We start from the raw sequence: 20,186 nt of genomic DNA, 5'->3' as shown, positions 1-20,186 counted from the left end.
TTCGGTTCCCGTCCGCGGGCAGAAGCGACAACCGTCACAGTGCGGTCTCCTTGGGACCCTGCTTGTTCCCTGCGGGCAGACCGGTCCTTAGTCTGACCCTGTCAAGACCATTGCGGGGCAACGTGAATCAGATGCAGGGCCTGCTCATAGCGGGCCGCTACCGGCTCGCCGATTCGATCGGCAGCGGCGGCATGGGCCGGGTGTGGCGCGCCCACGACGAGGTGCTGCACCGGACGGTGGCCGTCAAGGAGTTGACCGCAGCGCTCTACGTCTCCGAGAGCGACCAGGCCGTCCTGCTGGCCCGCACCCGGGCCGAGGCGCGGGCCGCCGCTCGCATCAACCACTCCGCCGTCGTCACCGTGCACGACGTCCTTGAGCACGACGGCCGTCCCTGGATCGTGATGGAGCTGGTCGAGGGCAACTCGCTGGCCGACGCGGTCAAGGACCGGGGCCGGATCGACCCCCGGGAGGCCGCACGGATCGGGCTGTGGGTGCTGCGCGCGCTGCGGGCCGCGCACTCGGCCGGCGTACTGCACCGGGACGTCAAGCCCGGCAACGTGCTGCTCGGCCGGGACGGCCGGGTCCTGCTCACCGACTTCGGCATCGCCCAGATCGAGGGCGACACCACCATCACGCGTACCGGCGAGGTCGTCGGCTCGGTCGACTACCTCGCGCCCGAGCGGGTGCGCGGCCACGACCCCGGCTCGTCCTCCGACCTGTGGGCGCTGGGTGCCACGCTGTACACGGCTGTCGAGGGCCGCTCGCCGTTCCGCCGCACCTCGCCGCTGAGCACCATGCAGGCGGTCGTCGAGGAGGAGGCCGACGAGCCGGGCCACGCCGGTCCGCTCGGCCCCGTCATCGCCGCGCTGCTGCGCAAGGAGCCGACCCAGCGGCCGGGCGCGGAGGAGGCGGAGCAGATGCTCGCCGAGGCGGCGGAGGGCCGCCGGCCCAGCTCGGCACAGGCGTTCGTGCCGACGCAGGGGGCGGGCGTGGACCGGGGAGGGCAGCCGTACGGCACCGGTACGACGGCCACCGGCGGCTCGGGTTACGGGCCCGGGACGGGCACTTCCGGGTACGGCTACGGGCCGGGTGGCCCGGGTGGCCCGGGCCGTTCCGCCACCGGGCCGACGGCGATGGGGCCCACCATATTGGGCCCGGCCGCGGGTCCGCCGGCGGTCCGCCCCCGGCGGCGGCTGCGCACGCTCGCGCTGGTCGTCGCCGTCGCGGCCGTGCTCGGCGGCGGTGCGGCGGTGGCCTACCAGGGGTGGGCCGGGATGGAGCAGACCACCGTGTCGTCGGGGGGTACGGTCCCGGCCCCGACGCCCTCGGCCGACGCCGGCCCTGGCGCCGGCCCCGGCCAGGAGGGCCCCGTCCCGGACAGCTGGCAACGGTACGACGACCCGCTCGGCTTCAGCCTCTCCCTGCCCAAGGGCTGGACGCGGAAGGTCTACGGCATCCAGGGCGCCCTCAAGCAGATCGACTACTCGCCCGACGGCGGCAAGCACTTCGTCCGCATAGCCGTCGACAGCTCACCGGACTTCGCCGACGCCTACCAGCACCAGAGCGACCTGGAGGAACAGCTCCAGCGGCTCGTCGACTACCACCGCGTGACGATGAAGCCGAACACCTACCGCGACCGCAATGGCTCGCTGTGGGAGTACACCTGGACCGCGCTGAAGAAGGACCCGCCCTACGTTCCCGGGCCGCGCCACGCCATCGAGGAGACGTACTACTCGCGCGCGGGCACCGAGTACGTGATCTACATGTCCTCGCCGGCCGAGGACTGGGCGACGACAAGCAGGCAGTTCAAGTGGGTGCTGCAGAGCTGGCAGCAGCCGAAGACGGGCTGATACGCATCAGGCCAACCCGGCCGGTCGCTCACCCGGCGTCTTGGCCGATCACCGTGCCGGAGCGGATGGGTCCGGTGCGGCATGATGGGGCGCATGGGGACCGAGGGCGCCGACATCCGTGTGATCGCGGGCCGTTACCGCCTTGAGGCGCGTATCGGGCGCGGCGGCATGGGCGTCGTGTGGCGGGCGAGAGACCAGGTGCTGGGCCGCCTGGTCGCGGTCAAGGAACTCCTTGCGGACGACTCGCTCCCCGGCGACGACACCCGCCGCCGTCGTGACCGTACCTTCCGCGAGGCGCGGGCGGTCGCCCAGTTGCGGCACCCGAACATCATCGTCGTCCACGATGTCGTGGAGCAGGACGAACGGCCGTACCTCGTCATGGAGTTGATCGAGGGAAGCTCGCTCGCCGACCGGATCGCCACGCACGGTCCGGTCGACGCCGCGGAGGCCGCCCGGATCGGCATCGCCCTGCTGGGCGCGCTGCACACCGCGCACGAGGCGGGCGTACTGCACCGGGACATCAAGCCCGCGAACGTCCTGGTCGAGTCCGGCACCGACCGGGTCGTGCTCACCGACTTCGGGATCGCACAGGTTGCGGGCGCGACGACCCTCACCGAGACCGGCTCGTTCGTCGGCTCGCCCGAATACACCGCCCCGGAGCGGATGTCCGGCACCAGGACCGGGCCCGAGTCCGACCTGTGGTCGCTGGGCGCCCTGCTGTGCACCGCGCTCAGCGGCGAGTCGCCGTTCCGGCGCGACTCGCTCGGCGGCATCCTGCACGCCGTCGTCGCCGCCGAGATCCGGCCGCCCGTGGAGGCGACGCCGCTCCTGCCCGTCGTACGGGGGCTGCTGGAGCGCGACCCGGACCGGCGGCTGGGCGCGGCGGACGCCGAGCGGATGCTGCGGGTGTACCTGGAGACCGGGCGGACACCACCCGCGCCGGGCGGCGGCACGGGTTCCTCGGGAACGCACGGCACGGGGCGGATCCACAGGATCGGCGTGGGGCGCGCACACAGGGCGGGAAGCGGCGGGGGGCGTACGCCGGAGTCCGGTGCGGGCGGGGAGAGTTCGGCGCATCCCGTGGTGCCGGACGGCGACCGCGCAGTGCCGGATTCCGCAACGCATTCCGCACCGGCCGGTGGCGACAGCCGTGCGACCGAGTCCGACGTGCCCTCGGCGTCTTCGCCGACGCCGACGCCGTACACCCCGACCGAGCGGGACGTACCGCACGCCGGCACCGGCACAGGCGTGCGGCAGCCCGACGCGCCCGGGTCCACCCCGGCCCGGCCGTCCACCCGCGCCGTACTGCTCGCGGCGCTGCTCGTCGCCGCGCTCGCCGGGGCGGGCGTGTCGGGGGCGGTGCTGCTGATGGACCGCGGCGGACACGGGGGCGGTGGCACGCCGGGCGGTACGGCCACGAGCCCGGCGACACGCACCAGTTCGAGCGCGTCGCCGTACCCGACAGCCACCACACCCCGGCCCCCCGGAGTGACCGGCCCCTCGCACGTGGCCGACTCGCACACGGCACCCTCCGGTTACCGCACCGCTCAGGACCCGGCCGGCTTCACCCTCGCCGTACCGGAGGACTTCAAGCGCAGCGCGCAGGGCGAGCGCGTCTTCTACCTGTCCTCCGGTGAGACCTTCCGCCTCGGCATCAGGGTCGCCGAGCCCGAAGAGGGCGGCCCGACGGCCGTGATGAACCGGGCGGCGGCCGACGGGCCGAGCACGAACCCCGGTTACCACGACGGCCGGGTCACCCGGACCGCGCACGCCGGACACCCCGCCGCGCTCTGGGAGTTCAGCTGGAACGGCTTCAGCGCGGCGGAGGGCCCGCGCCACACCTACGACATCTGCTGGGAAGAGAAAGGGCGGTTGTACGACGTGTGGGTGTCGGCGCCGGTCGGGAAGGTACGCGAGGCCCGGGAGTACTTCGACGTGGCCGTGGACACGTTCTCGGCCACGCGCCGGTGACCGGTTTGTGCCCGTGCTGGATGTCCGCGCACTCGGCGCGACATGGGCAGCCCGCCAAGTCGTAAGTTCTACCTGCCGCTTCGACAACGACGCGGTGCGCACGATACTCATGTGACATGACTTCAGACGGCGAACACCCGGCCGACGGACGTCTGATCGGCGGACGCTACCGGCTCGTCGAACGGATCGGGGCCGGACCGACCGGAACCGTCTGGCGCGCCCGGGACGAACAGGGTCAGGGGTACGTCGCCGTCAAGGAGCCCGCGCTGCCCGGCGATCCGGCCGACGACGAGGAGAGCCGGCGGCTCGCACACCGGCTCTGCACGGAGGCGCGGGCCGCCGCCCGGGTGCGGCACCCCTCGGCCGTCACGCTGCACGACGTCGTCACGGAGGCGGACGGACTCCCCTGGATCGTCATGGAGTTGGTCGAGGGAGAGTCGCTGCGGGAGACCGTCCGGCGCGGCCCCCTTACGCCCGCCGAGGCCGCCCGCGTCGGGCTCGCCGTCCTCGGGGCGCTCAGGGCCGCGCACGCCGTGGGGATCGTGCACCGCGACATCAAGCCCGCCAACGTCCTGATCGAGTCCGGCACCGGGCGGGTCGTCGTCACCGACTTCGGTATCGGGGACGGCCACGCCAAGGACGCCCCCGCCGGATTCGTCGCCCCGGAACGGGCCACGGGACGCGGCGCCGGCCCCGCCTCCGACCTGTGGTCGCTGGGCGCGCTGCTCGACGCGGCGACGGGCGACGCGGACACCGGCCTGCTGACGCCGCTGCTCGCCCGGCTGCGCGCACCGCTCCCCGAGGAACGGCCGCACGCCGAGGAGGTCGCGGCGGCGCTCGCGGACTACCTCGGCATCACCGCCGCGGAGGCGGGCTTCTACGGCACCCCGTCGGCACCGGAGCCGGTACGCGAACGGCGCCTGCCCCCGGCCTCCGCACCTGAAGCCGATCCCGCCCCGGACCCCGCCCCGCAGCCCCGCCGCCGCACCCCGCTCGCAGCGCTGGGCCTCCTCCTGGCGAGAAAGCCCGGGGTCGCGTCGGAAATCACCGGAACCGAGTGATCGTCACCCCGACAACGCCCTGATCAGCGCATTTGCTGCCAGTGATCGCTGGCGTCATGTGAGCACTCCGTGAATCCCCATTACCGCCGGGTACACAAAGTCTCCGCTCCGGCATACCCTGCGCGTCATGACGGACTCGCAGGACAAGGACAGCACCGGCACCAACCCGCTCGCGCCCGCCCCGCAGGGCGCCCGCACCGCCGCCGACGTGGTCACCCCGGAACTGGTGGCACAGCTCACCAAGGGAGTCGTCGGTTCCGGCCGTACGGCCAACCACACTCCGTTCACCGGCGAGAAGCTGGCCGACCTGCCCGAGTCCACCCCCGAGGACGTCCTCCGGGCGTTCCAGGCCGCCCGCGCCGCGCAGTCCGTGTGGGAGAAGACCCCGGTACGGCAGCGGGCCGCGGTGCTCCTGCGCTTCCACGACCTGCTGCTGGAGCGGCAGGCGGAGGTCCTCGACCTCGTCCAGCTGGAGACCGGCAAGGCCCGCCTGCACGCGCACGAGGAGGTGCAGGCCGTCGCCGTCGCCGCCCGCCACTACGGCCGCCGGGCCGCCGCCTACCTCCGGCCGAAGCGGCACACCGGCGCCATACCGACCCTGACGAAGGTCACCGAACTGCGCCACCCGCGCGGTGTCGTGGGCCAGATCGCCCCCTGGAACTACCCGCTGGAGCTGTCGGTCGGCGACGCGCTGCCCGCCTTCGTCGCCGGCAACGCGGTCGTGATGAAGCCGGACACGGAGACCTGCCTCACCGCGCTGTGGGCGCGCGACCTGCTCATCGAGGCCGGCCTGCCCGAGGGCGTGTTCCAGGTCGTGCTCGGCGAGGGCCCGGTCGTCGGCCCGGAGGTCGTCCGGCACGCCGACTACGTCTCCTTCACCGGTTCCACCCGCACCGGCCGCGAGGTCGCCCAGGGCGCCGCCGCCCGCCTGGTCGGCGTGTCCCTCGAACTCGGCGGCAAGAACGCCATGCTGGTGCTCGACGACGCCGACATCGAGAAGGCCGCCGCCGGTGCCGTCCGCGCCTGCTTCTCCTCCGCAGGGCAGCTCTGCATCTCCATCGAGCGGCTGTACGTCCACGAGTCCGTCGCCGACGTCTTCCTGGAGCGCTTCGCCGCCCGCACCAGGGCTATGCGGCTCGGCAACTCCCTCGCCTACGGCGCCGACATGGGCTCGCTGGTCGGCGAACGCCAGCTGAAGACCGTCGCACAACACGTGGAGGAGGCGGTCGCGAAGGGCGCGAAGGTCGTCGCCGGTGGTGTGGCCCGCCCGGACATCGGCCCGTACTTCTTCGAGCCGACCATCCTCGACGGCGTCGAGGACTCCATGGCCGTCTGCGAGGAGGAGACCTTCGGACCGGTCGTCTCCGTCTACCGCTTCAAGACCGACGACGAGGCGGTCGAGCGCGCCAACGCCACGCCGTACGGCCTGAACGCGTCCGTGTGGACCAAGAGCCCCCGACGCGCCCTGGACATCTCCGCCCGGCTGCGCACCGGCACGGTCAACGTCAACGAGGGCTACGCGCCCGCCTACGGCAGCGCGCAGTCCCCGATGGGCGGCATGAAGGACTCCGGGCTCGGCCGCCGCCACGGCTCCGAGGGCATCCTGAAGTACACCGAGGCTCAGACGGTGGCCCGGCAGACGCTGCTGCCGATGGCGCCTTCGCTGGGCATGGACGACGAGAGCTACGCCCGGTTCATGAGCCGCAGCCTCCGGCTCATGAAGACCTTCCGGTTCCGCTAGACGACCCCGTTTCCGTCAACCCAGTTCCCGACAAGGAGAGCACGTGTCGCAGGAGAAGTCTGTCCAGGCCCGGGACGAGGGCGAGTACGACTACGACGTCATCGTGGTCGGATCGGGGTTCGGCGGTTCCGTGTCCGCCCTGCGCCTGACCGAGAAGGGCTACAAGGTAGGCGTTCTGGAAGCCGGCCGCCGCTTCACCCGCGACAGCCTGCCCAAGAACTCCTGGGACCTGAAGAACTACCTCTGGGCCCCCAAGCTCGGCATGTACGGCATCCAGCGCATCCACGTGCTGGGCAACGTCATGGTGCTGGCGGGCGCGGGCGTCGGCGGCGGCTCGCTCAACTACGCCAACACCCTCTACGTACCGCCGAAGCCCTTCTTCGAGGACCCGCAGTGGCGGGACATCACCGACTGGCACGAGGAGCTGAAGCCGTACTACGACCAGGCGCAGCGCATGCTCGGCGTACGGCTCAACCCGACCATGACCCCCTCCGACGTGCACCTGAAGGCGGCGGCCCAGCGGATGGGCTTCGGTGACACCTTCCACATGGCGCCGGTCGGGGTGTTCTTCGGCGACGGCAAGGACGCCGACGGCAAGACGAAGGCCCGGCCGGGCGGGGAGGTCGCCGACCCGTACTTCGGCGGGGCGGGGCCCGCGCGCAAGGCGTGCACCGAGTGCGGCGAGTGCATGACCGGCTGCCGGCACGGCGCGAAGAACACGCTCAACGAGAACTACCTGTACCTCGCCGAGAAGGCGGGCGCGGTGGTCCACCCCATGACCACGGTCGTCTCCGTCACGGACGACTCGCGCGGCGGGTACGCGGTGGCGACCCTGCCGACCGACCAGAAGAAGAAGGGCAAGGGGCGGATCTTCACCGCTCGCAGGATCGTCCTGGCGGCCGGCACCTACGGCACTCAGACGCTGCTGCACCGCATGAAGGCCGGCGGCCAGTTGCCGTACCTCTCCGCCCGCCTCGGCGACCTCACCCGCACCAACTCCGAGGCGCTGGTGGGCGCGCAGACCGACAACCGCCGCTACCGCAAGGCGCACGGCGCGCCGAAGGTCGACTTCACGCAGGGCGTGGCCATCACGTCCTCCGTCCACCCGGACGAGAACACCCACATCGAGCCGGTCCGCTACGGCAAGGGGTCCAACTCGATGGGCGGCCTGACCGTCCTTCAGGTGCCGTACGCGGAGGGCTCCTCGCGCCTTCTGGGCTTCCTGGCGAGCGCGGTCCGGCACCCGATGCTGGTCCTGCGCTCCCTGTCCAACCGGCGCTGGTCGGAGCGGTCCATCATCGGCTTGGTCATGCAGTCGCTGGACAACTCGCTGACGACGTACCTGAAGCCCGGCGGCGTCGGCAAGGGCCTGCTGACCGCGCGGCAGGGCCACGGCGCCCCGAACCCCACGCAGATCAAGGCCGCCACCGACGCCGCCACCGCGATCGCCGAGGAGATCAACGGCTTCGCGGGCAGCAACGTCGGCGAGCTGATAGGCACCCCGCTCACCGCGCACTTCCTGGGCGGCTGCCCCATCGGCGACTCCGCGGAAACCGGTGTGATCGACCCATACCACCGCCTGTACGGCCACCCCGGCATCTCGGTGGTGGACGGCGCGGCGGTCTCGGCGAACCTGGGTGTGAACCCGTCCCTGACGATCACCGCGCAGGCCGAGCGGGCCATGTCGTACTGGCCGAACAAGGGCGAGGCGGACCCGCGCCCGGCGTCCGGAGCGGTGTACGAGCGCCTGAAGCCGGTGGAGCCGCAGAACCCCGCGGTCCCGGCGGAGGCCTTCGGCGCACTGCGGCTGCCGTTCCTGGGGATGCCGGCGGTACCGCCGAAGAAGTAGCCGGACACAGCAGCGAGGGACCTGCATCCCCCTCCGAACGCAGGTCCCTCGGTTCTTGCCATCTACCGTCTGCTTGATCCGGTACGAGGTTGGATCAACGGACGGCCCGAAGGGTTGCGGGCAGACGCGGAAATGTCGTGTGGCGTGAGTCACATGCAGAGGCGTGAGTCACATGCAGAGGCGTGAGTTGCATGGAGAGGCTGAGTCGCATGTAGATGGGTGTGACTGCGCATGGGCATGCCGAAGGGCCCCGCGGGAGTGAGGCCGCGGGGCCCTTCTTCCGTCAGCACCGACGTCAGAGCAGCGCCGGTGCCTGGGTGCGGCGCCGGGGGGTTGCGCCGCTTGCTCTGTGTGCTCTGTGTGTGCCCTGTGGGGGTGCCTGGCACGGGTGCCTGTGTGCGGTGTACCGCCGGTCGGCCCCGGGCGTCCCCGGAGCCGACCGTTCTCTTGGGTGACCGGGCTGCTGTCCCCTGCCGTCCGGTCACTTACCTGGAGCGAGGTCCCACGGCGCACGGCACGACCCGTACGCCTCACGCTCCAGTGAGCCACGCGTGGTTCTGTCGGGCCCGCCCCTGGCTGGCACGGACATCCCGCTCAACGAAGCGGTCCGCGGGCCGGTCACGCGCCGTACGGGTGAGAGCTCGACCGAACTCGGATGCGACCTTCAGATGCGGCCCCGGCACAGCTCCAGGAGAGTCATCGCGAGGCCCGTGCCCGGCTTGCCCAGGGCGTCCCGGTAGCGGCCGAGGATCTGCATCTCGCGGGCGAGGTGCACGCGCCGGCCGCCGGAAGCGATGCGGGTCTGCTGGACGACGGTGGAGACGGCCATCCGCTCCTGGATGAGGCCGATGATCCGGTCGTCGAGCGAGTCGATGCGCTCGCGGGCCTCGGCGATGGTCTGTTCCGGGGTGATGGTGGTCATGGTTCCGGGCTCCTCGGGAGGTGAGTGCCCCGGCACGACAGGTCCCGGAAAACGACAGGCGCCCCGGGCCTTGTCGGCCCGGGGCGCCTGGGAAGTCGCTTGGCGGTTGGCTCAAGCAGCACGACCATGGCAGCCGGCGGGCCGGGTGCCATAGGTAAAGAGGAAGGTCGAGTGCTTGAGCATGCGGCCAGTATGCCACGGACGCTCCCGCCCCTCCGAGCCGATCAGCCGCACCGGGCGGGCCGTGGGCCCGGGGGTCTGGGGGCGGAGCCCCCAGAACGACGGCCGGGTCATCCACGACCGCCCCGTTAGAATCGGAAGCACAGACCCCCGCCCGACCACCAGAAGGCACCCCGTGTCATCAGCGACTCCCACTGCCGCCACCCCCGACACCGTCCTGGTCGTCGACTTCGGCGCGCAGTACGCCCAGCTCATCGCCCGTCGCGTCCGCGAGGCGCGGGTCTACAGCGAGATCGTGCCCAGCAACATGCCGGTCGCGGAGATGCTCGCCAAGAACCCCGCGGCGATCATCCTCTCCGGCGGCCCCTCGTCCGTGTACGAGGAGGGCGCCCCCCGCCTGGACCGCGCGATCTTCGAGGCCGGCGTCCCCGTCTTCGGCATGTGCTACGGCTTCCAGCTGATGGCGCAGAGCCTCGGCGGCACCGTCGACAACAACGGAGCCCGCGAGTACGGCCGTACCGACCTGCACGTCTCCCGCACCTCCTCCACCCTCTTCGAGGGCACCCCGGCCGAGCAGCACGTGTGGATGTCGCACGGCGACGCCTGCTCCGCCGCCCCCGAGGGCTTCACCGTCACCGCGTCCACGGACCTCGTCCCGGTCGCCGCGTTCGAGAACGACGAGAAGAAGCTCTACGGCGTCCAGCACCACCCCGAGGTGATGCACTCCACGCACGGCCAGCAGGTGCTGGAGCACTTCCTGTACCGCGGTGCGGGCCTGAAGCCGGACTGGACGACCGGCAACGTGATCGAGGAGCAGGTCGCCGCGATCCGCGAGCAGGTCGGCGACAAGCGCGCGATCTGCGGCCTGTCCGGCGGTGTGGACTCCGCCGTCGCCGCCGCCCTCGTGGCCCGCGCCATCGGCGACCAGCTGACCTGCGTGTACGTCGACCACGGCCTGATGCGCAAGGGCGAGACCGAGCAGGTCGAGAAGGACTTCGTGGCCGCGACCGGCGTCAAGCTGGTCGTCGTCGACGCGGAGGAGCGCTTCCTGACCGCTCTCAAGGGCGTCAGCGAGCCCGAGGAGAAGCGGAAGATCATCGGCCGCGAGTTCATCCGCGTCTTCGAGCAGGCGCAGGCCGAGATCATCGCCGACGAGGGCCCGGCGGTCGAGTTCCTCGTCCAGGGCACGCTCTACCCCGACGTGGTCGAGTCCGGCGGCGGCACCGGCACCGCCAACATCAAGTCCCACCACAACGTCGGCGGCCTCCCCGAGGACCTCGAGTTCAAGCTCATCGAGCCGCTCCGGAAGCTGTTCAAGGACGAGGTCCGCATGGTCGGCCAGGAGCTGGGCCTGCCGGAGGAGATCGTCCAGCGCCAGCCGTTCCCGGGCCCGGGCCTCGGCATCCGCATCGTCGGCGAGGTGACGAAGGAGCGTCTGGACCTCCTCCGCGACGCCGACGCCATCGCCCGCGAGGAGCTGACCGCGGCCGGCCTGGACCGCGACATCTGGCAGTGCCCGGTGGTCCTGCTCGCGGACGTCCGCTCCGTCGGCGTCCAGGGCGACGGCCGCACCTACGGCCACCCGATCGTGCTGCGCCCGGTGTCCTCCGAGGACGCCATGACCGCCGACTGGTCCCGGCTGCCGTACGAGGTCCTCGCCCGCATCTCGACCCGCATCACCAACGAGGTCCGGGACGTCAACCGGGTCGTCCTCGACGTGACCTCGAAGCCGCCGGGCACCATCGAGTGGGAGTAGTCCCGCCCGCTGTGAAGGTCATGTCCGCCTGAGAGTGCGCACCGGCTCTCCGGGCTTCCAGACCTGGACGACGAGGTACTTGTCGTCCTCGACGTAGGTCCGTACGACCTCCGTCAGTTCGGTGCGGAAGAGGTGGAACGGCTGCGGCGGTTCCACCTCTTCGACGTACGCGGCCTTGACCGCGCCGTCCTCGACCTCGTACGCCCGCCCGCTGATCCGTACGTCCCCGCCGGTCATGTCCGTGCCCTCACCGGGGTTGGACTGGAGCGCGAAGCGCGGGTCGCGGAGCAGGTCGAGGGCCTTGAGGGAGTTCGTCATCATGCCGAGCCACAGCTCTCCGTGCAGGAAACGGACCTCCAGTCCGCTGGTGCGGGGGGAGCCGTCCCTGCGCAAAGTCGCGAGGACGTGGTGGCGGTGGGCACCGAAACGCTCCTCGGCGATCGCTGCCAGTTCGGGTGCCGCGGTGGTGAGGGATGCCCAGTTCGTCGACCGGTTCGCTTGCGTCATGCGCGCCAGTGTCACAAGCAAACCGGACAACCTCTGTCGGGTATTCGATGCGTACGTCATCTTTACAGCACAGCTCTGCCCTTTTGCGCTGACCGGCGGTAACTTCCGGCCGTAAAGCAAACTCAGCGCTGGAGTACGTATGCAGGGACACACCCCGCCGCTGCCGCTGCCCACCGACCAGCTGCAGTTCGCCATGCCGCCGATGCACGACTCGGTCGAGGACGAACGCCGGCACCGCAAGGAGCGCCTTGCCGGTGCCCTGCGGATCTTCGGGCGGAAAGGGTTCGAGGACGGGGTGTCGGGGCACATCACCGCACGCGACCCGGAGTTCACCGACTGCTTCTGGGTCAACCCGTTCGGGATGCCGTTCAGGCATGTCACCGTCGGCGACCTCGTCCTCGCCAACCAGGACGGCCAGGTCGTCGAGGGCCGCTACCACGTCAACCAGGCCGCCTTCACCGTGCACGTCCAGGTGCACGCGGCCCGCCCCGACGTCGTCGCCGTCGCCCACTGCCACTCCGTGCACGGCCGGGCCCTGTCCGCGCTCGGTGACCTCCTCGACCCGATCACCCAGGAGAGCTGCGCCTTCTACGAGGACCACGCGCTCTACGACGCCTACACCGGCGTCACCGTCGACGCCGAAGAGGGCCGCCGCATCGCGACCGCGCTCGGCTCCCGCAAGGCGCTCGTGCTGCGCAACCACGGGCTGCTCACGGTCGGCGACTCGGTGGACGCCGCGGCCTGGTGGTTCCTGTCGATGGAGCGGTCCTGCCAGGTGCAGCTGATGGCGAAGGCCGCCGGCCGCCCGGTCCTCATCGACCACAAGCAGGCCGTGGCCACCCGCGAACAGCTCGGCGGCGACCTGGTGGCGTGGATCAACTACCAGCCGCTGTGGCAGGACATCAGCCGCAGCGAACCGGATCTGCTCAGTTAGCGCACCGGTGGAGATCCACGTGGTAACCGCCGCCGGGGTGGCCGGCAACCGGTGCATCGTCCAGGTGACGGAGTAGACGCGAACGGCGGAGCGGACGCGAACGGCGGGCCGGCGGCATCCGCGCAGCGAGGCCCCGCAAAGACGCTTCACAGAACCGGCCGGGAGAGTATGGGCGAGGATTGAACCGACCCCGCTCGTCGTACGTATCGTCGGGTGAGGGCCCGGCACGGCGGCGAGAGGCGGTTACCAGCGATGACTCACAGTATTCGAACGGACACGCACACCGGTCATGTTCACGGTCGCCGCGACTGGCGGGACAGTGCCGCCCACTACGCTCTCCTTCCCCTCCGCGTCTTCCTCGGCGTCACCTTCATCTACGCCGGCCTGGACAAGCTCACCGACAGCGCCTTCATGAAGTCCGGCGGCGCCGGCTCCATCGGCGAGACGATGCGTTCGGTCCGCGACACCGCCGCCATTCCGGCCCTGGTCGACCTGGCCCTGAAGAGCCCGGTCGGCTTCGGATACGCCATCGCCCTGGGCGAACTGGTCGTCGGCATCGGGACCCTGCTCGGACTCCTCGGCCGCCTGGCCGCGCTCGGCGGCGCGCTGATCTCGCTCAGCCTGTGGCTCACCGTGAGCTGGACCAGCACCCCCTACTACTACGGCAACGACCTCGCCTACCTGATGGCCTGGCTGCCCCTCGTCCTCGCCGGCGCGCCCTACCTCTCCGTCGACGCGGCCTGGCGAGCCCGGCGCCGGCAGCGGACGGGCGGCTACCGCTAGCCGCCCCGGGCCCCTGCGGCCTAGGCGCCGCGTCGTCTGCGTATGCCCCGGGCCACGGCGGCCGTGACACCGGCCAGGAAGAGGCCGCCCACGACCAGCGGCACGGCCACGACCCACGAGGTCTCCCACAGGCCGCCCGCGGCTCCGGCGAAGACGGCGGCGGTGGCGGTCAGGGAGAGCCCGGCGACCAGCTTCCCGGGCTGGAACTCATGACGCAGCACGGCTCACCTCCACGCGTCCCAGTCCGACCTCGAGATCGACTTCCAGCGTGCCCGCGTCCTTGCCACCCTTGACCGGTGACAGCGTCGCCGTTCTGTGCCGGCCAGGCTGCACGTCCACGTCCTTTCTGCTCTGGCCCGGCAACCGGATGTCGCCCAGCCCCACGTCGATGTTCATCCGGACGGTCGCGTCCGCCGGCACGATCAGCTTCAGCCGCCCCGCGCCCACCCGGGCGTCAGTGGCGAGGGACTGCCCCTTGGCGAGGTGCAGACCGGTCAGGTCCAGGGTGCCGTCGCCGGTGCCGAGTTCGTACGCGGACCGTACGTCCGCCGCCGTCGCGGGCTTCCAGGATGTGTGTATCCAGTGCGTCGTGATGTCCCTGGGCAGAGCCGCCGACCCGGCGAGCAGCACCGCCGTGACGAGCGCCAGGAACACCGACCCGGCGCCCGTACGCCCCAGGAACGAGCTGACCGTGATGCCCAGCCCGAAGGCCGCGAGCGCACAGGCCAGGCCCATCTGCAGGCTGGTGCCCAGCGGATGCGTGTCCCACGTCAGCCCGGTGCCCAGGCCGCCCGCCGCCAGGGCCAGCAGGAACACCCAGCCGCCGATCCAGCGCGGGCCGCGCGGTCTCGGGGGCGTGGTGCTCGGCGGCCGTGTGGACCCGTGGTGCGTCCAGGGGGTGGCGATGCCGACGTCGAGGGCCGAGACGACGTCCCGGTCGCGGGTGTCGCCGGGGCCCCACAGATAGCCGGTGCCGCCGAAATGGGTGCCGTCCTTGACGATCGGGTCCCGCCACCACGAGGGATAGCCGGTGAAGACCGGGGGTGCCTGCGCCTCCGGCGGGGCGTCGGCCGCCGCCTGCGCCGCCAGCGGGTCCGTCTCGGCGGCGCCGCGCCGCCGGGACCAGTACCCGGCACCGGCCAGCAGCAGGGAGAGCACGACGGCGAAGGTCAGCACGCCGCCGTTTCTCAGCATCGTCAGGAACACCCCGCAGCCGACCAGAGCGAACAGCACGGCGGCCAGCGCCTGACCGTCGACCCGGCCCGTCAGCAGCTTGCGGACCTCGTTCTCCTCCTCGTCCTCGTACGGAATGACGAGCCAGGCGAACCCGTAGAAGATGAGGCCCAGGCCTCCGGTCGCGGACAGCACGGCCAGGGTGATCCGGAAGATCACCGGGTCCATGTCGGTCTGCCGCCCGAGTCCCGCGCACACGCCGGCGATCATCTTGTGCCGGCGGTCGCGCCGGAACCGGTCGGGGGCCTCGGCGGCGTCCTGCTGTTCCCGCTCCCGCTCCCGCTCCCGCTCCCGCGCCTGCTTGTCTGCGCCGGCGCCGGTGTTGGTGCCGGCGGTCGCGTCGGTGTCGCTGCTCGTGCCGGCCGCTCCCGTCTTTCCCGTCGCGGCGGGCCCGGCATCCGTCGGTCCGGTGCCCGGGGCCGGGCGCGGGCCGGTGCCGGGTCCCGGACCCGTCGCGGCGTGCTCGTGATCCGTCATGCGTCCATGGTGACGGCCCGGCCGCCGCGACGGCAGTCGGGACGACCCTGGGCGAACCCTGAAATCGGCCCTGAGACGGGACCGGGAAGCGTTCGACGAGCGAAGACCGGCCGGGCCGGGCGCCCCCGAGGAAGATCAGGGGAGTCTTAGGGCAGACCCTGATGCCCGGCGCCGTCGGCCATGTGACCATCGATGGCATGCCGGAAGCCGCAGCACTGCCACTCGACGACCCGCGGCCACCGCGCAAGCTCTACCGCAGCAGCGACGGACGCTGGTTGGGGGGAGTGGCGCGGGGCCTCGCCGGGCATCTCGGGCTGCCCGTGATCTGGGTGCGGCTCGTCTTCGTCGGCCTGTTCATGGCCCATGGCTTCGGCGCGCTGCTGTACGCGGCGTTCTGGTTCTTCGTCCCGCTCGGCGTCGGCGGTGTCGGCGCGGAGAAGCACTCGCTGGTCGGCACCGAGACCGCGCCGGACGGCCGCCGGAAGCTCGTGGCCCGCAAGCCGGACAAGGGACAGCTCGTCGCGCTGCTCCTCATGGTCATCGTGTCCGTGGTCTTCGTGAGCAGCGTCAACCTGGGCGGCGCCGCCAAGGTGTATCTCGTGCCCATCGTCCTCGTGGCGGCCGGTGTCGCCCTGGTCTGGCGCCAGGCGGACAACGCCCGCCGGGCCCGCTGGGTCGAGGTCGGGCGCAAGCGCCACACGCTCACGCTGCTGCGCGCCGGCGTCGGCGTCCTGCTCGTCACGGCGGGCGTCTCCGCCATGTTCTGGCTGCAGGGGTCGGCCGCCCACCTCGGCGCGGTCCTCCAGGCCGCGCTCGCCGTCCTCGTCGGCATCACGCTGCTCGCGGGTCCCTACCTCGTCCGCATGACGCAGGACCTGTCCGAGGAACGCCTGATGCGCATCCGCGCCCAGGAGCGCGCCGAGGTCGCCGCCCACGTCCACGACTCGGTGCTGCACACCCTCACCCTGATCCAGCGCAACGCCGACAACGCCAACGAGGTCCGCCGCCTGGCCCGCGCCCAGGAGCGCGACCTGCGCACCTGGCTGTACAAGCCGGAGGGCACGGGCAAGGACGAGGCCGACGAGCCGGACACCGTCGCCGAGGCGGTCCGGCGCAACGCCGCCGAGGTCGAGGACAAGCACGGCGTGCCCATCGAGGTCGTCGTGGTCGGCGACTGCCCGCTGGACGAGAGGACCGGCGCACAGATGCAGGCCGCGCGCGAAGCGATGGTGAACGCCGCCAAGTACGGTGGCGAGGGCGGTGCCGTACAGGTCTATGCGGAAGTCGAGGGCAGGACGGTCTTTGTGTCCGTGCGCGACCGCGGTCCGGGCTTCGACCCCGACTCGATACCCGCCGACCGCATGGGCGTTAGAGAATCGATCATCGGCCGCATGGAACGCAACGGCGGTACGGCCCGGCTGCGGTCGGTGCCGGGCGGTGGTACGGAGGTCGAGCTGGAGATGGAGAGGGCGGAGAAGACGTCATGAGCGACGCGACCGAGGCGAACGGCACGAACGGCACGGCGGAGACGGGCGGCCGGCATGTGCGGGTGGTGCTCGTGGACGACCACCGTATGTTCCGCGCCGGTGTCCAGGCCGAGATCGGCCGGACCGCCGAGACCGGTGTCGAGGTGGTCGGCGAGGCCGGTGACGTCGACCAGGCGGTCACGGTCATCACCGCGACCCGGCCCGAGGTGGTCCTCCTCGACGTCCATCTGCCGGGCGGCGGCGGGGTCGAGGTGCTGCGCCGGTGCGCGGCGCTGATGGCGGACACCGAGCGGCCCGTGCGCTTCCTCGCGCTGTCCGTGTCGGACGCGGCGGAGGACGTGATCGGCGTGATCCGCGGCGGCGCCCGCGGCTACGTCACCAAGACCATCACCGGCACCGACCTGGTCGACTCGATCTTCCGCGTCCAGGAGGGCGACGCCGTCTTCTCCCCGCGCCTGGCCGGCTTCGTCCTGGACGCCTTCGCCTCCACCGACGCCCCGCCGGTGGACGAGGACCTGGACCGCCTCACCCAGCGCGAACGCGAGGTGCTGCGACTGATCGCCCGGGGCTACGCCTACAAGGAGATCGCCAAGCAGCTGTTCATCTCGGTGAAGACGGTCGAGTCCCACGTCTCGGCGGTCCTGCGCAAGCTCCAGCTCTCCAACCGCCACGAACTGACCCGCTGGGCGACCGCGCGCCGGCTGGTCTGACCGCCCCTTGCGAACTCCGGAGACTCAGACAGGGGCTGAGTGACGACCGCCGGTCCGAGAGGCCCACGCCAGGACTATGCGGCGTGGGCCTCGAACCACAGGGAACCAAGATCGTGCCCTGCCGTGAGCCGGACATCGGAGTCAAGGGCAGCGGCCAGGGTGCGCAGCAGGCCGATGGTTGGTGTGGTTCCGCCTTCCTCGATGCATTCGATGTCGTCCTGGGTCATCCCGGCCCGTTCGGCCAGTTCCACCGAGGTCAGTCCCAGGGCCGTCCGTCGGTCGTACAGTGCCTTGCCGAAGGCCAGTGCCTCCCGGATGGCGATCCGTTCCGGGTCGTCGGTCTCGGCACCTGACGGTGCCCAGCGAACGTGTTCGCCAGCCATCACGCCTCCCTCGTGTACGTGTCGGTCGCCACTCCATGATGCTCGTTTTCGCAGAGCTTCTGGGCACTCACGGCTCGGTCGATCTGGGCCTGGTCGTGTTGCCTCGTTTTCCGGAAGACGGTCAGGAGCACGATGGTCCGGTTCGGGGCGAACCAGTACGTGATGCGTGGAGCGATGTCCCGGAAGCGGAGTCGCAGCTCTCGTACCGGTCCCTCAAGGTGATCGGACCACGGTCCGCGGAGGCCGGGACCCATCTCTGCCAGCAGCCCGACGACCTCGTCGACGCGCTTGAACTCGTGGGGGTGTCCAACGTCGTCCGACGTGTTGCGTCACTGCATGTCCCCGTGGGCGTCACCGGGCTTGTGCGAGATTTCAAACCAGACCGTCTTGCCGATGCCGCAGGTGCGGGGCTCCGCGCCCCAGTTGTCTGCCAGCGCTGCCACCAGGTGCAGGCCCCGGCCGGTCTCGTCGTCCGCTGACGCTTCCCGCGGAGTTGGCAGACGGTCGTTCGCGTCAGCCACCGACACGCGGAGGCGGTCTGTCTCCAGGATGACCCGGGTCCAGATTTCGCGGCCCGGGGAGACCTTCGCGTGGCGGTAGGCGTTCGTCATCAGTTCGCTGAGCAGCAGGACCGCCGTCTCCGTCACCTCGTCCGGGAGTTTCCAGGAGGTGGCCTGTTCGCGGAGGAGGGTCCGGGCCCGGCTCACGCTGCGGGCGTGGCGGGGGAGGCGCCACTCGATGTCCTTGGGGAGCCCGGGGGTCGTGGGCGGCGTCGGCATGCGCGGTTCGTTCCTTGCGTGTGGTTCTCCGTCATTTGGCCAGCCCAGGCTGGTGGTTCGCGCGTAGCCTCGGGAGTAGCGGAACGGGTACACAGCGTGCTTGTACACGGTGTGGCAGCGGGAGGCGGGTGGGTGCGTGGCTTCGGGGGACTCCCAGCAGGCGCAGCAGAACTGGCGGTACTGCGGTGGCCAGGTCAAGTTGTGGCGGGAGGAGGCGGGGGTCAGTCGCCAGGCCCTGGCTGACGAGGCCGGGTACGACTACGAGTACGTCAAGTCGATGGAGTGCGGGAGGCGGCGGCCGACGCTGAGGTTGTTGCAGGTCGCGGACCAGCTGTGCGGGGCGAGGGGAAAGTTGACTGCGGCGCACGAGTTTCTGAAGCCGGAGAAGTACCTCTCGTACGCGGAAGAGTACGTGCAGCACGAGGCCGAGGCCGCTGTCCTGAGCTCTTACCAGCCTCTGCTGATTCCAGGGCTGTTGCAGACTGAGGAGACGGTTCGGGCCCACCTCAACGCACACTTTCCTCCGCTCGACGACGAGACGATCGAGGAGCGGGTCGCGGGTCGGATGGAGCGCCAGTTGTCGCTCGAACAGCGAACCAAAGCCTTCAACTTCGTCATTGGCGAGCTGGCGCTAAGGAACCGGGTTGGTGCCGTGGAGGCTCACCGGAGGCAACTGTGCCGGTTGGTGGAGACAGGGAAGGCTCGCAACATCACAGTCCAGGTCCTGATGTTCTCAGGGTCTGGGCCCGAGCTTGACGGGCCCTTCGTAATGTTGGAGACGGCCGAACACGAAACACTGATCTACGAGGAGGGGCAGGCAACGGGAAGGCTGTATGGCGACCCGGATAGGGTCAGCATCGTTGCCCAGCGCCATGCGATGATCCTTCGGAAGGCTTTCAGCCCTGACGAGTCGGCGCGCTTCATTGAGAAGTTGGCGGAGGAGCTATGCCCACCGAGCTGATGTGGTTCAAGTCCAGCTACAGCAGCACCGGCGGCGGCGAATGCCTCGAAGTCGCCTACACCTGGCGCAAGTCCAGCTACAGCAGTGAAGCCGAGGACGCCTGCCTCGAAGTCGCCGCCTGCCCCCACACCATCCACGTCCGCGACTCGAAGCTCGGCGCTCGAAGCCCCCGCTTCGGGGTGCCCACGGATGCCTGGGCCGCCTTCGTCACCTACGCAGGCCGCGAGGTCTGAGCCCCGAGCTTCGGGCTTCGAGACCCGAGCCCTCTTTTCAAGGAATGGGCGGAAAGAAACAACCCACCCTCCCGCCCTCCCCGTGTCCAACGGCCGCGTATACCAGCCGACATGACTTTTCGTGATCGGCTTGCAACGCGCCGTCGCGAACCTCTAGCGTTCGCAGCAACAAACAACCCCGGTCGGGTGCTACCAACACCCGCCGGGGTCTCACCTCAAGATCGAACAGGACGATCTCGTGGCTTACGAAAACTCTAGCGCCGCCCCGCCCGCGCCCGCATCGCATCCCATGGCCAAACCCGGCTACGGCAAACGCAACGCCCCCGATCAGCTGCCGCCCCGGCCCGGCGACTTCGCTCACCTCCCGGC

At 70.9% G+C, this 20,186-nt stretch carries 18 protein-coding genes and 1 pseudogene; 12 read left to right on the top strand and 7 right to left on the bottom strand.

Translation table 11 applies throughout. The annotated features are described in order from the left end of the window. The first annotated feature begins 131 nt into the window (after positions 1–131). The 5 genes from ACWD35_RS36300 (at position 132) to ACWD35_RS36280 (ending at position 8,472) form a co-directional block, all read left to right on the top strand. Entirely contained in the window at positions 132–1,850 is a 1,719-nt protein-coding gene (locus ACWD35_RS36300) for a serine/threonine-protein kinase (RefSeq protein ID WP_451355626.1), read from the top strand. Positions 1,851–1,943: 93 nt separating this feature from the next. Next, on the top strand, positions 1,944–3,821 hold the full coding sequence (locus tag ACWD35_RS36295) for a serine/threonine-protein kinase (protein WP_451355625.1): 1,878 nt from the start codon (positions 1,944–1,946) through the stop codon (positions 3,819–3,821). Positions 3,822–3,937: 116 nt separating this feature from the next. Then, complete coding sequence (locus ACWD35_RS36290; protein WP_451355624.1) at positions 3,938–4,882, top strand: serine/threonine-protein kinase; 945 nt, start codon at positions 3,938–3,940, stop codon at positions 4,880–4,882. A gap of 127 nt (positions 4,883–5,009) precedes the next feature. Beyond that, entirely contained in the window at positions 5,010–6,623 is a 1,614-nt protein-coding gene (locus ACWD35_RS36285) for a succinic semialdehyde dehydrogenase (protein WP_451355623.1), read from the top strand. A gap of 43 nt (positions 6,624–6,666) precedes the next feature. Beyond that, on the top strand, positions 6,667–8,472 hold the full coding sequence (locus ACWD35_RS36280) for a GMC family oxidoreductase N-terminal domain-containing protein (protein WP_451355622.1): 1,806 nt from the start codon (positions 6,667–6,669) through the stop codon (positions 8,470–8,472). Positions 8,473–9,136: 664 nt separating this feature from the next. On the opposite strand, the gene ACWD35_RS36275 is transcribed toward ACWD35_RS36280, so the two are convergent. Next, positions 9,137–9,394, bottom strand: coding sequence for a chorismate mutase (locus ACWD35_RS36275; protein WP_451355621.1), 258 nt, complete (start codon positions 9,392–9,394; stop codon positions 9,137–9,139). A gap of 355 nt (positions 9,395–9,749) precedes the next feature. Between ACWD35_RS36275 and guaA the strand changes: the two genes are divergently transcribed. Next, positions 9,750–11,330: a glutamine-hydrolyzing GMP synthase gene (guaA, locus tag ACWD35_RS36270; RefSeq protein WP_451355620.1), complete on the top strand. Its 1,581-nt coding sequence runs from the start codon at positions 9,750–9,752 to the stop codon at positions 11,328–11,330. 18 nt (positions 11,331–11,348) lie between these two features. On the opposite strand, the gene ACWD35_RS36265 is transcribed toward guaA, so the two are convergent. Further along, positions 11,349–11,837 (bottom strand): pyridoxamine 5'-phosphate oxidase family protein, encoded by a 489-nt coding sequence (locus ACWD35_RS36265; RefSeq protein WP_451355619.1) that lies wholly within the window; start codon positions 11,835–11,837, stop codon positions 11,349–11,351. Between the two features lie 139 nt (positions 11,838–11,976). Here ACWD35_RS36265 and ACWD35_RS36260 point away from each other — a divergent pair, with 139 nt between their 5' ends. Both ACWD35_RS36260 and ACWD35_RS36255 read left to right on the top strand, forming a co-directional pair. Further along, complete coding sequence (locus tag ACWD35_RS36260; RefSeq protein ID WP_451355618.1) at positions 11,977–12,771, top strand: class II aldolase/adducin family protein; 795 nt, start codon at positions 11,977–11,979, stop codon at positions 12,769–12,771. Between the two features lie 252 nt (positions 12,772–13,023). After that, the gene (locus tag ACWD35_RS36255; protein ID WP_451355617.1) at positions 13,024–13,554 is read left to right on the top strand and encodes a DoxX family membrane protein; all 531 of its coding nucleotides are present in this window, start codon (positions 13,024–13,026) and stop codon (positions 13,552–13,554) included. A gap of 20 nt (positions 13,555–13,574) precedes the next feature. Here the strand turns inward: ACWD35_RS36255 and ACWD35_RS36250 are convergent, their stop codons facing one another. Together ACWD35_RS36250 and ACWD35_RS36245 are read right to left on the bottom strand one after the other, a co-directional pair. Next, a complete protein-coding gene (locus tag ACWD35_RS36250; RefSeq protein WP_451355616.1) occupies positions 13,575–13,775 on the bottom strand; it encodes a hypothetical protein in 201 nt (66 codons plus the stop codon). After that, positions 13,762–15,264 carry a PspC domain-containing protein gene (locus ACWD35_RS36245; protein ID WP_451355615.1) on the bottom strand — a complete coding sequence of 501 codons (1,503 nt, stop codon included), beginning with the start codon at positions 15,262–15,264 and terminating at the stop codon, positions 13,762–13,764. The genes ACWD35_RS36250 and ACWD35_RS36245 overlap by 14 nt, the downstream gene beginning before the upstream one ends. A 197-nt stretch (positions 15,265–15,461) precedes the next feature. Between ACWD35_RS36245 and ACWD35_RS36240 the strand changes: the two genes are divergently transcribed. Both ACWD35_RS36240 and ACWD35_RS36235 read left to right on the top strand, forming a co-directional pair. Further along, positions 15,462–16,751 (top strand): ATP-binding protein, encoded by a 1,290-nt coding sequence (locus ACWD35_RS36240; protein ID WP_451355614.1) that lies wholly within the window; start codon positions 15,462–15,464, stop codon positions 16,749–16,751. After that, positions 16,748–17,461: a LuxR C-terminal-related transcriptional regulator gene (locus ACWD35_RS36235; protein WP_451355613.1), complete on the top strand. Its 714-nt coding sequence runs from the start codon at positions 16,748–16,750 to the stop codon at positions 17,459–17,461. Before ACWD35_RS36240 ends, ACWD35_RS36235 begins: the two co-directional genes overlap by 4 nt. 74 nt (positions 17,462–17,535) lie before the next feature. Here the strand turns inward: ACWD35_RS36235 and ACWD35_RS36230 are convergent, their stop codons facing one another. The 3 genes and pseudogenes from ACWD35_RS36230 to ACWD35_RS36220 all read right to left on the bottom strand — a co-directional run bounded on the left by ACWD35_RS36230 (position 17,536) and on the right by ACWD35_RS36220 (position 18,623). Next, positions 17,536–17,844 carry a helix-turn-helix domain-containing protein gene (locus ACWD35_RS36230; RefSeq protein WP_451355612.1) on the bottom strand — a complete coding sequence of 103 codons (309 nt, stop codon included), beginning with the start codon at positions 17,842–17,844 and terminating at the stop codon, positions 17,536–17,538. After that, a pseudogene (locus ACWD35_RS36225) lies at positions 17,844–18,119 on the bottom strand (type II toxin-antitoxin system RelE/ParE family toxin); the annotation flags it as partial. The pseudogene ACWD35_RS36225 and the gene ACWD35_RS36230, both read right to left, overlap by 1 nt. A gap of 54 nt (positions 18,120–18,173) precedes the next feature. Further along, the gene (locus ACWD35_RS36220) at positions 18,174–18,623 is read right to left on the bottom strand and encodes an ATP-binding protein (protein WP_451355611.1); all 450 of its coding nucleotides are present in this window, start codon (positions 18,621–18,623) and stop codon (positions 18,174–18,176) included. A gap of 109 nt (positions 18,624–18,732) precedes the next feature. Between ACWD35_RS36220 and ACWD35_RS36215 the strand changes: the two genes are divergently transcribed. Continuing rightward, positions 18,733–19,584: a helix-turn-helix domain-containing protein gene (locus ACWD35_RS36215; protein ID WP_451355674.1), complete on the top strand. Its 852-nt coding sequence runs from the start codon at positions 18,733–18,735 to the stop codon at positions 19,582–19,584. Continuing rightward, complete coding sequence (locus ACWD35_RS36210; RefSeq protein ID WP_451355610.1) at positions 19,569–19,817, top strand: DUF397 domain-containing protein; 249 nt, start codon at positions 19,569–19,571, stop codon at positions 19,815–19,817. The genes ACWD35_RS36215 and ACWD35_RS36210 overlap by 16 nt, the downstream gene beginning before the upstream one ends. Positions 19,818–20,186: the final 369 nt, after the last annotated feature.

Source organism: Streptomyces sp. NPDC002671 (assembly GCF_053592475.1).
Note: the sequence above shows the minus strand (reverse complement) of the source record. Positions and strands in the feature narration are given on the sequence as shown.

Excerpts from the sequence above, each read along its gene's own strand:
- ACWD35_RS36300 (WP_451355626.1), top strand. The coding sequence starts at position 132 with ATGCAGGGCCTGCTCATAGCGGGCCGCTACCGGCTCGCCGATTCGATC.
- ACWD35_RS36295 (WP_451355625.1), top strand. The coding sequence starts at position 1,944 with ATGGGGACCGAGGGCGCCGACATCCGTGTGATCGCGGGCCGTTACCGC.
- ACWD35_RS36290 (WP_451355624.1), top strand. The coding sequence starts at position 3,938 with ATGACTTCAGACGGCGAACACCCGGCCGACGGACGTCTGATCGGCGGA.
- ACWD35_RS36285 (WP_451355623.1), top strand. The coding sequence starts at position 5,010 with ATGACGGACTCGCAGGACAAGGACAGCACCGGCACCAACCCGCTCGCG.
- ACWD35_RS36275 (WP_451355621.1), bottom strand. The coding sequence starts at position 9,394 with ATGACCACCATCACCCCGGAACAGACCATCGCCGAGGCCCGCGAGCGC.
- ACWD35_RS36265 (WP_451355619.1), bottom strand. The coding sequence starts at position 11,837 with ATGACGCAAGCGAACCGGTCGACGAACTGGGCATCCCTCACCACCGCG.
- ACWD35_RS36260 (WP_451355618.1), top strand. The coding sequence starts at position 11,977 with ATGCAGGGACACACCCCGCCGCTGCCGCTGCCCACCGACCAGCTGCAG.
- ACWD35_RS36255 (WP_451355617.1), top strand. The coding sequence starts at position 13,024 with ATGACTCACAGTATTCGAACGGACACGCACACCGGTCATGTTCACGGT.
- ACWD35_RS36245 (WP_451355615.1), bottom strand. The coding sequence starts at position 15,264 with ATGACGGATCACGAGCACGCCGCGACGGGTCCGGGACCCGGCACCGGC.
- ACWD35_RS36240 (WP_451355614.1), top strand. The coding sequence starts at position 15,462 with ATGCCGGAAGCCGCAGCACTGCCACTCGACGACCCGCGGCCACCGCGC.
- ACWD35_RS36235 (WP_451355613.1), top strand. The coding sequence starts at position 16,748 with ATGAGCGACGCGACCGAGGCGAACGGCACGAACGGCACGGCGGAGACG.
- ACWD35_RS36230 (WP_451355612.1), bottom strand. The coding sequence starts at position 17,844 with ATGGCTGGCGAACACGTTCGCTGGGCACCGTCAGGTGCCGAGACCGAC.
- ACWD35_RS36220 (WP_451355611.1), bottom strand. The coding sequence starts at position 18,623 with ATGCCGACGCCGCCCACGACCCCCGGGCTCCCCAAGGACATCGAGTGG.
- ACWD35_RS36210 (WP_451355610.1), top strand. The coding sequence starts at position 19,569 with ATGCCCACCGAGCTGATGTGGTTCAAGTCCAGCTACAGCAGCACCGGC.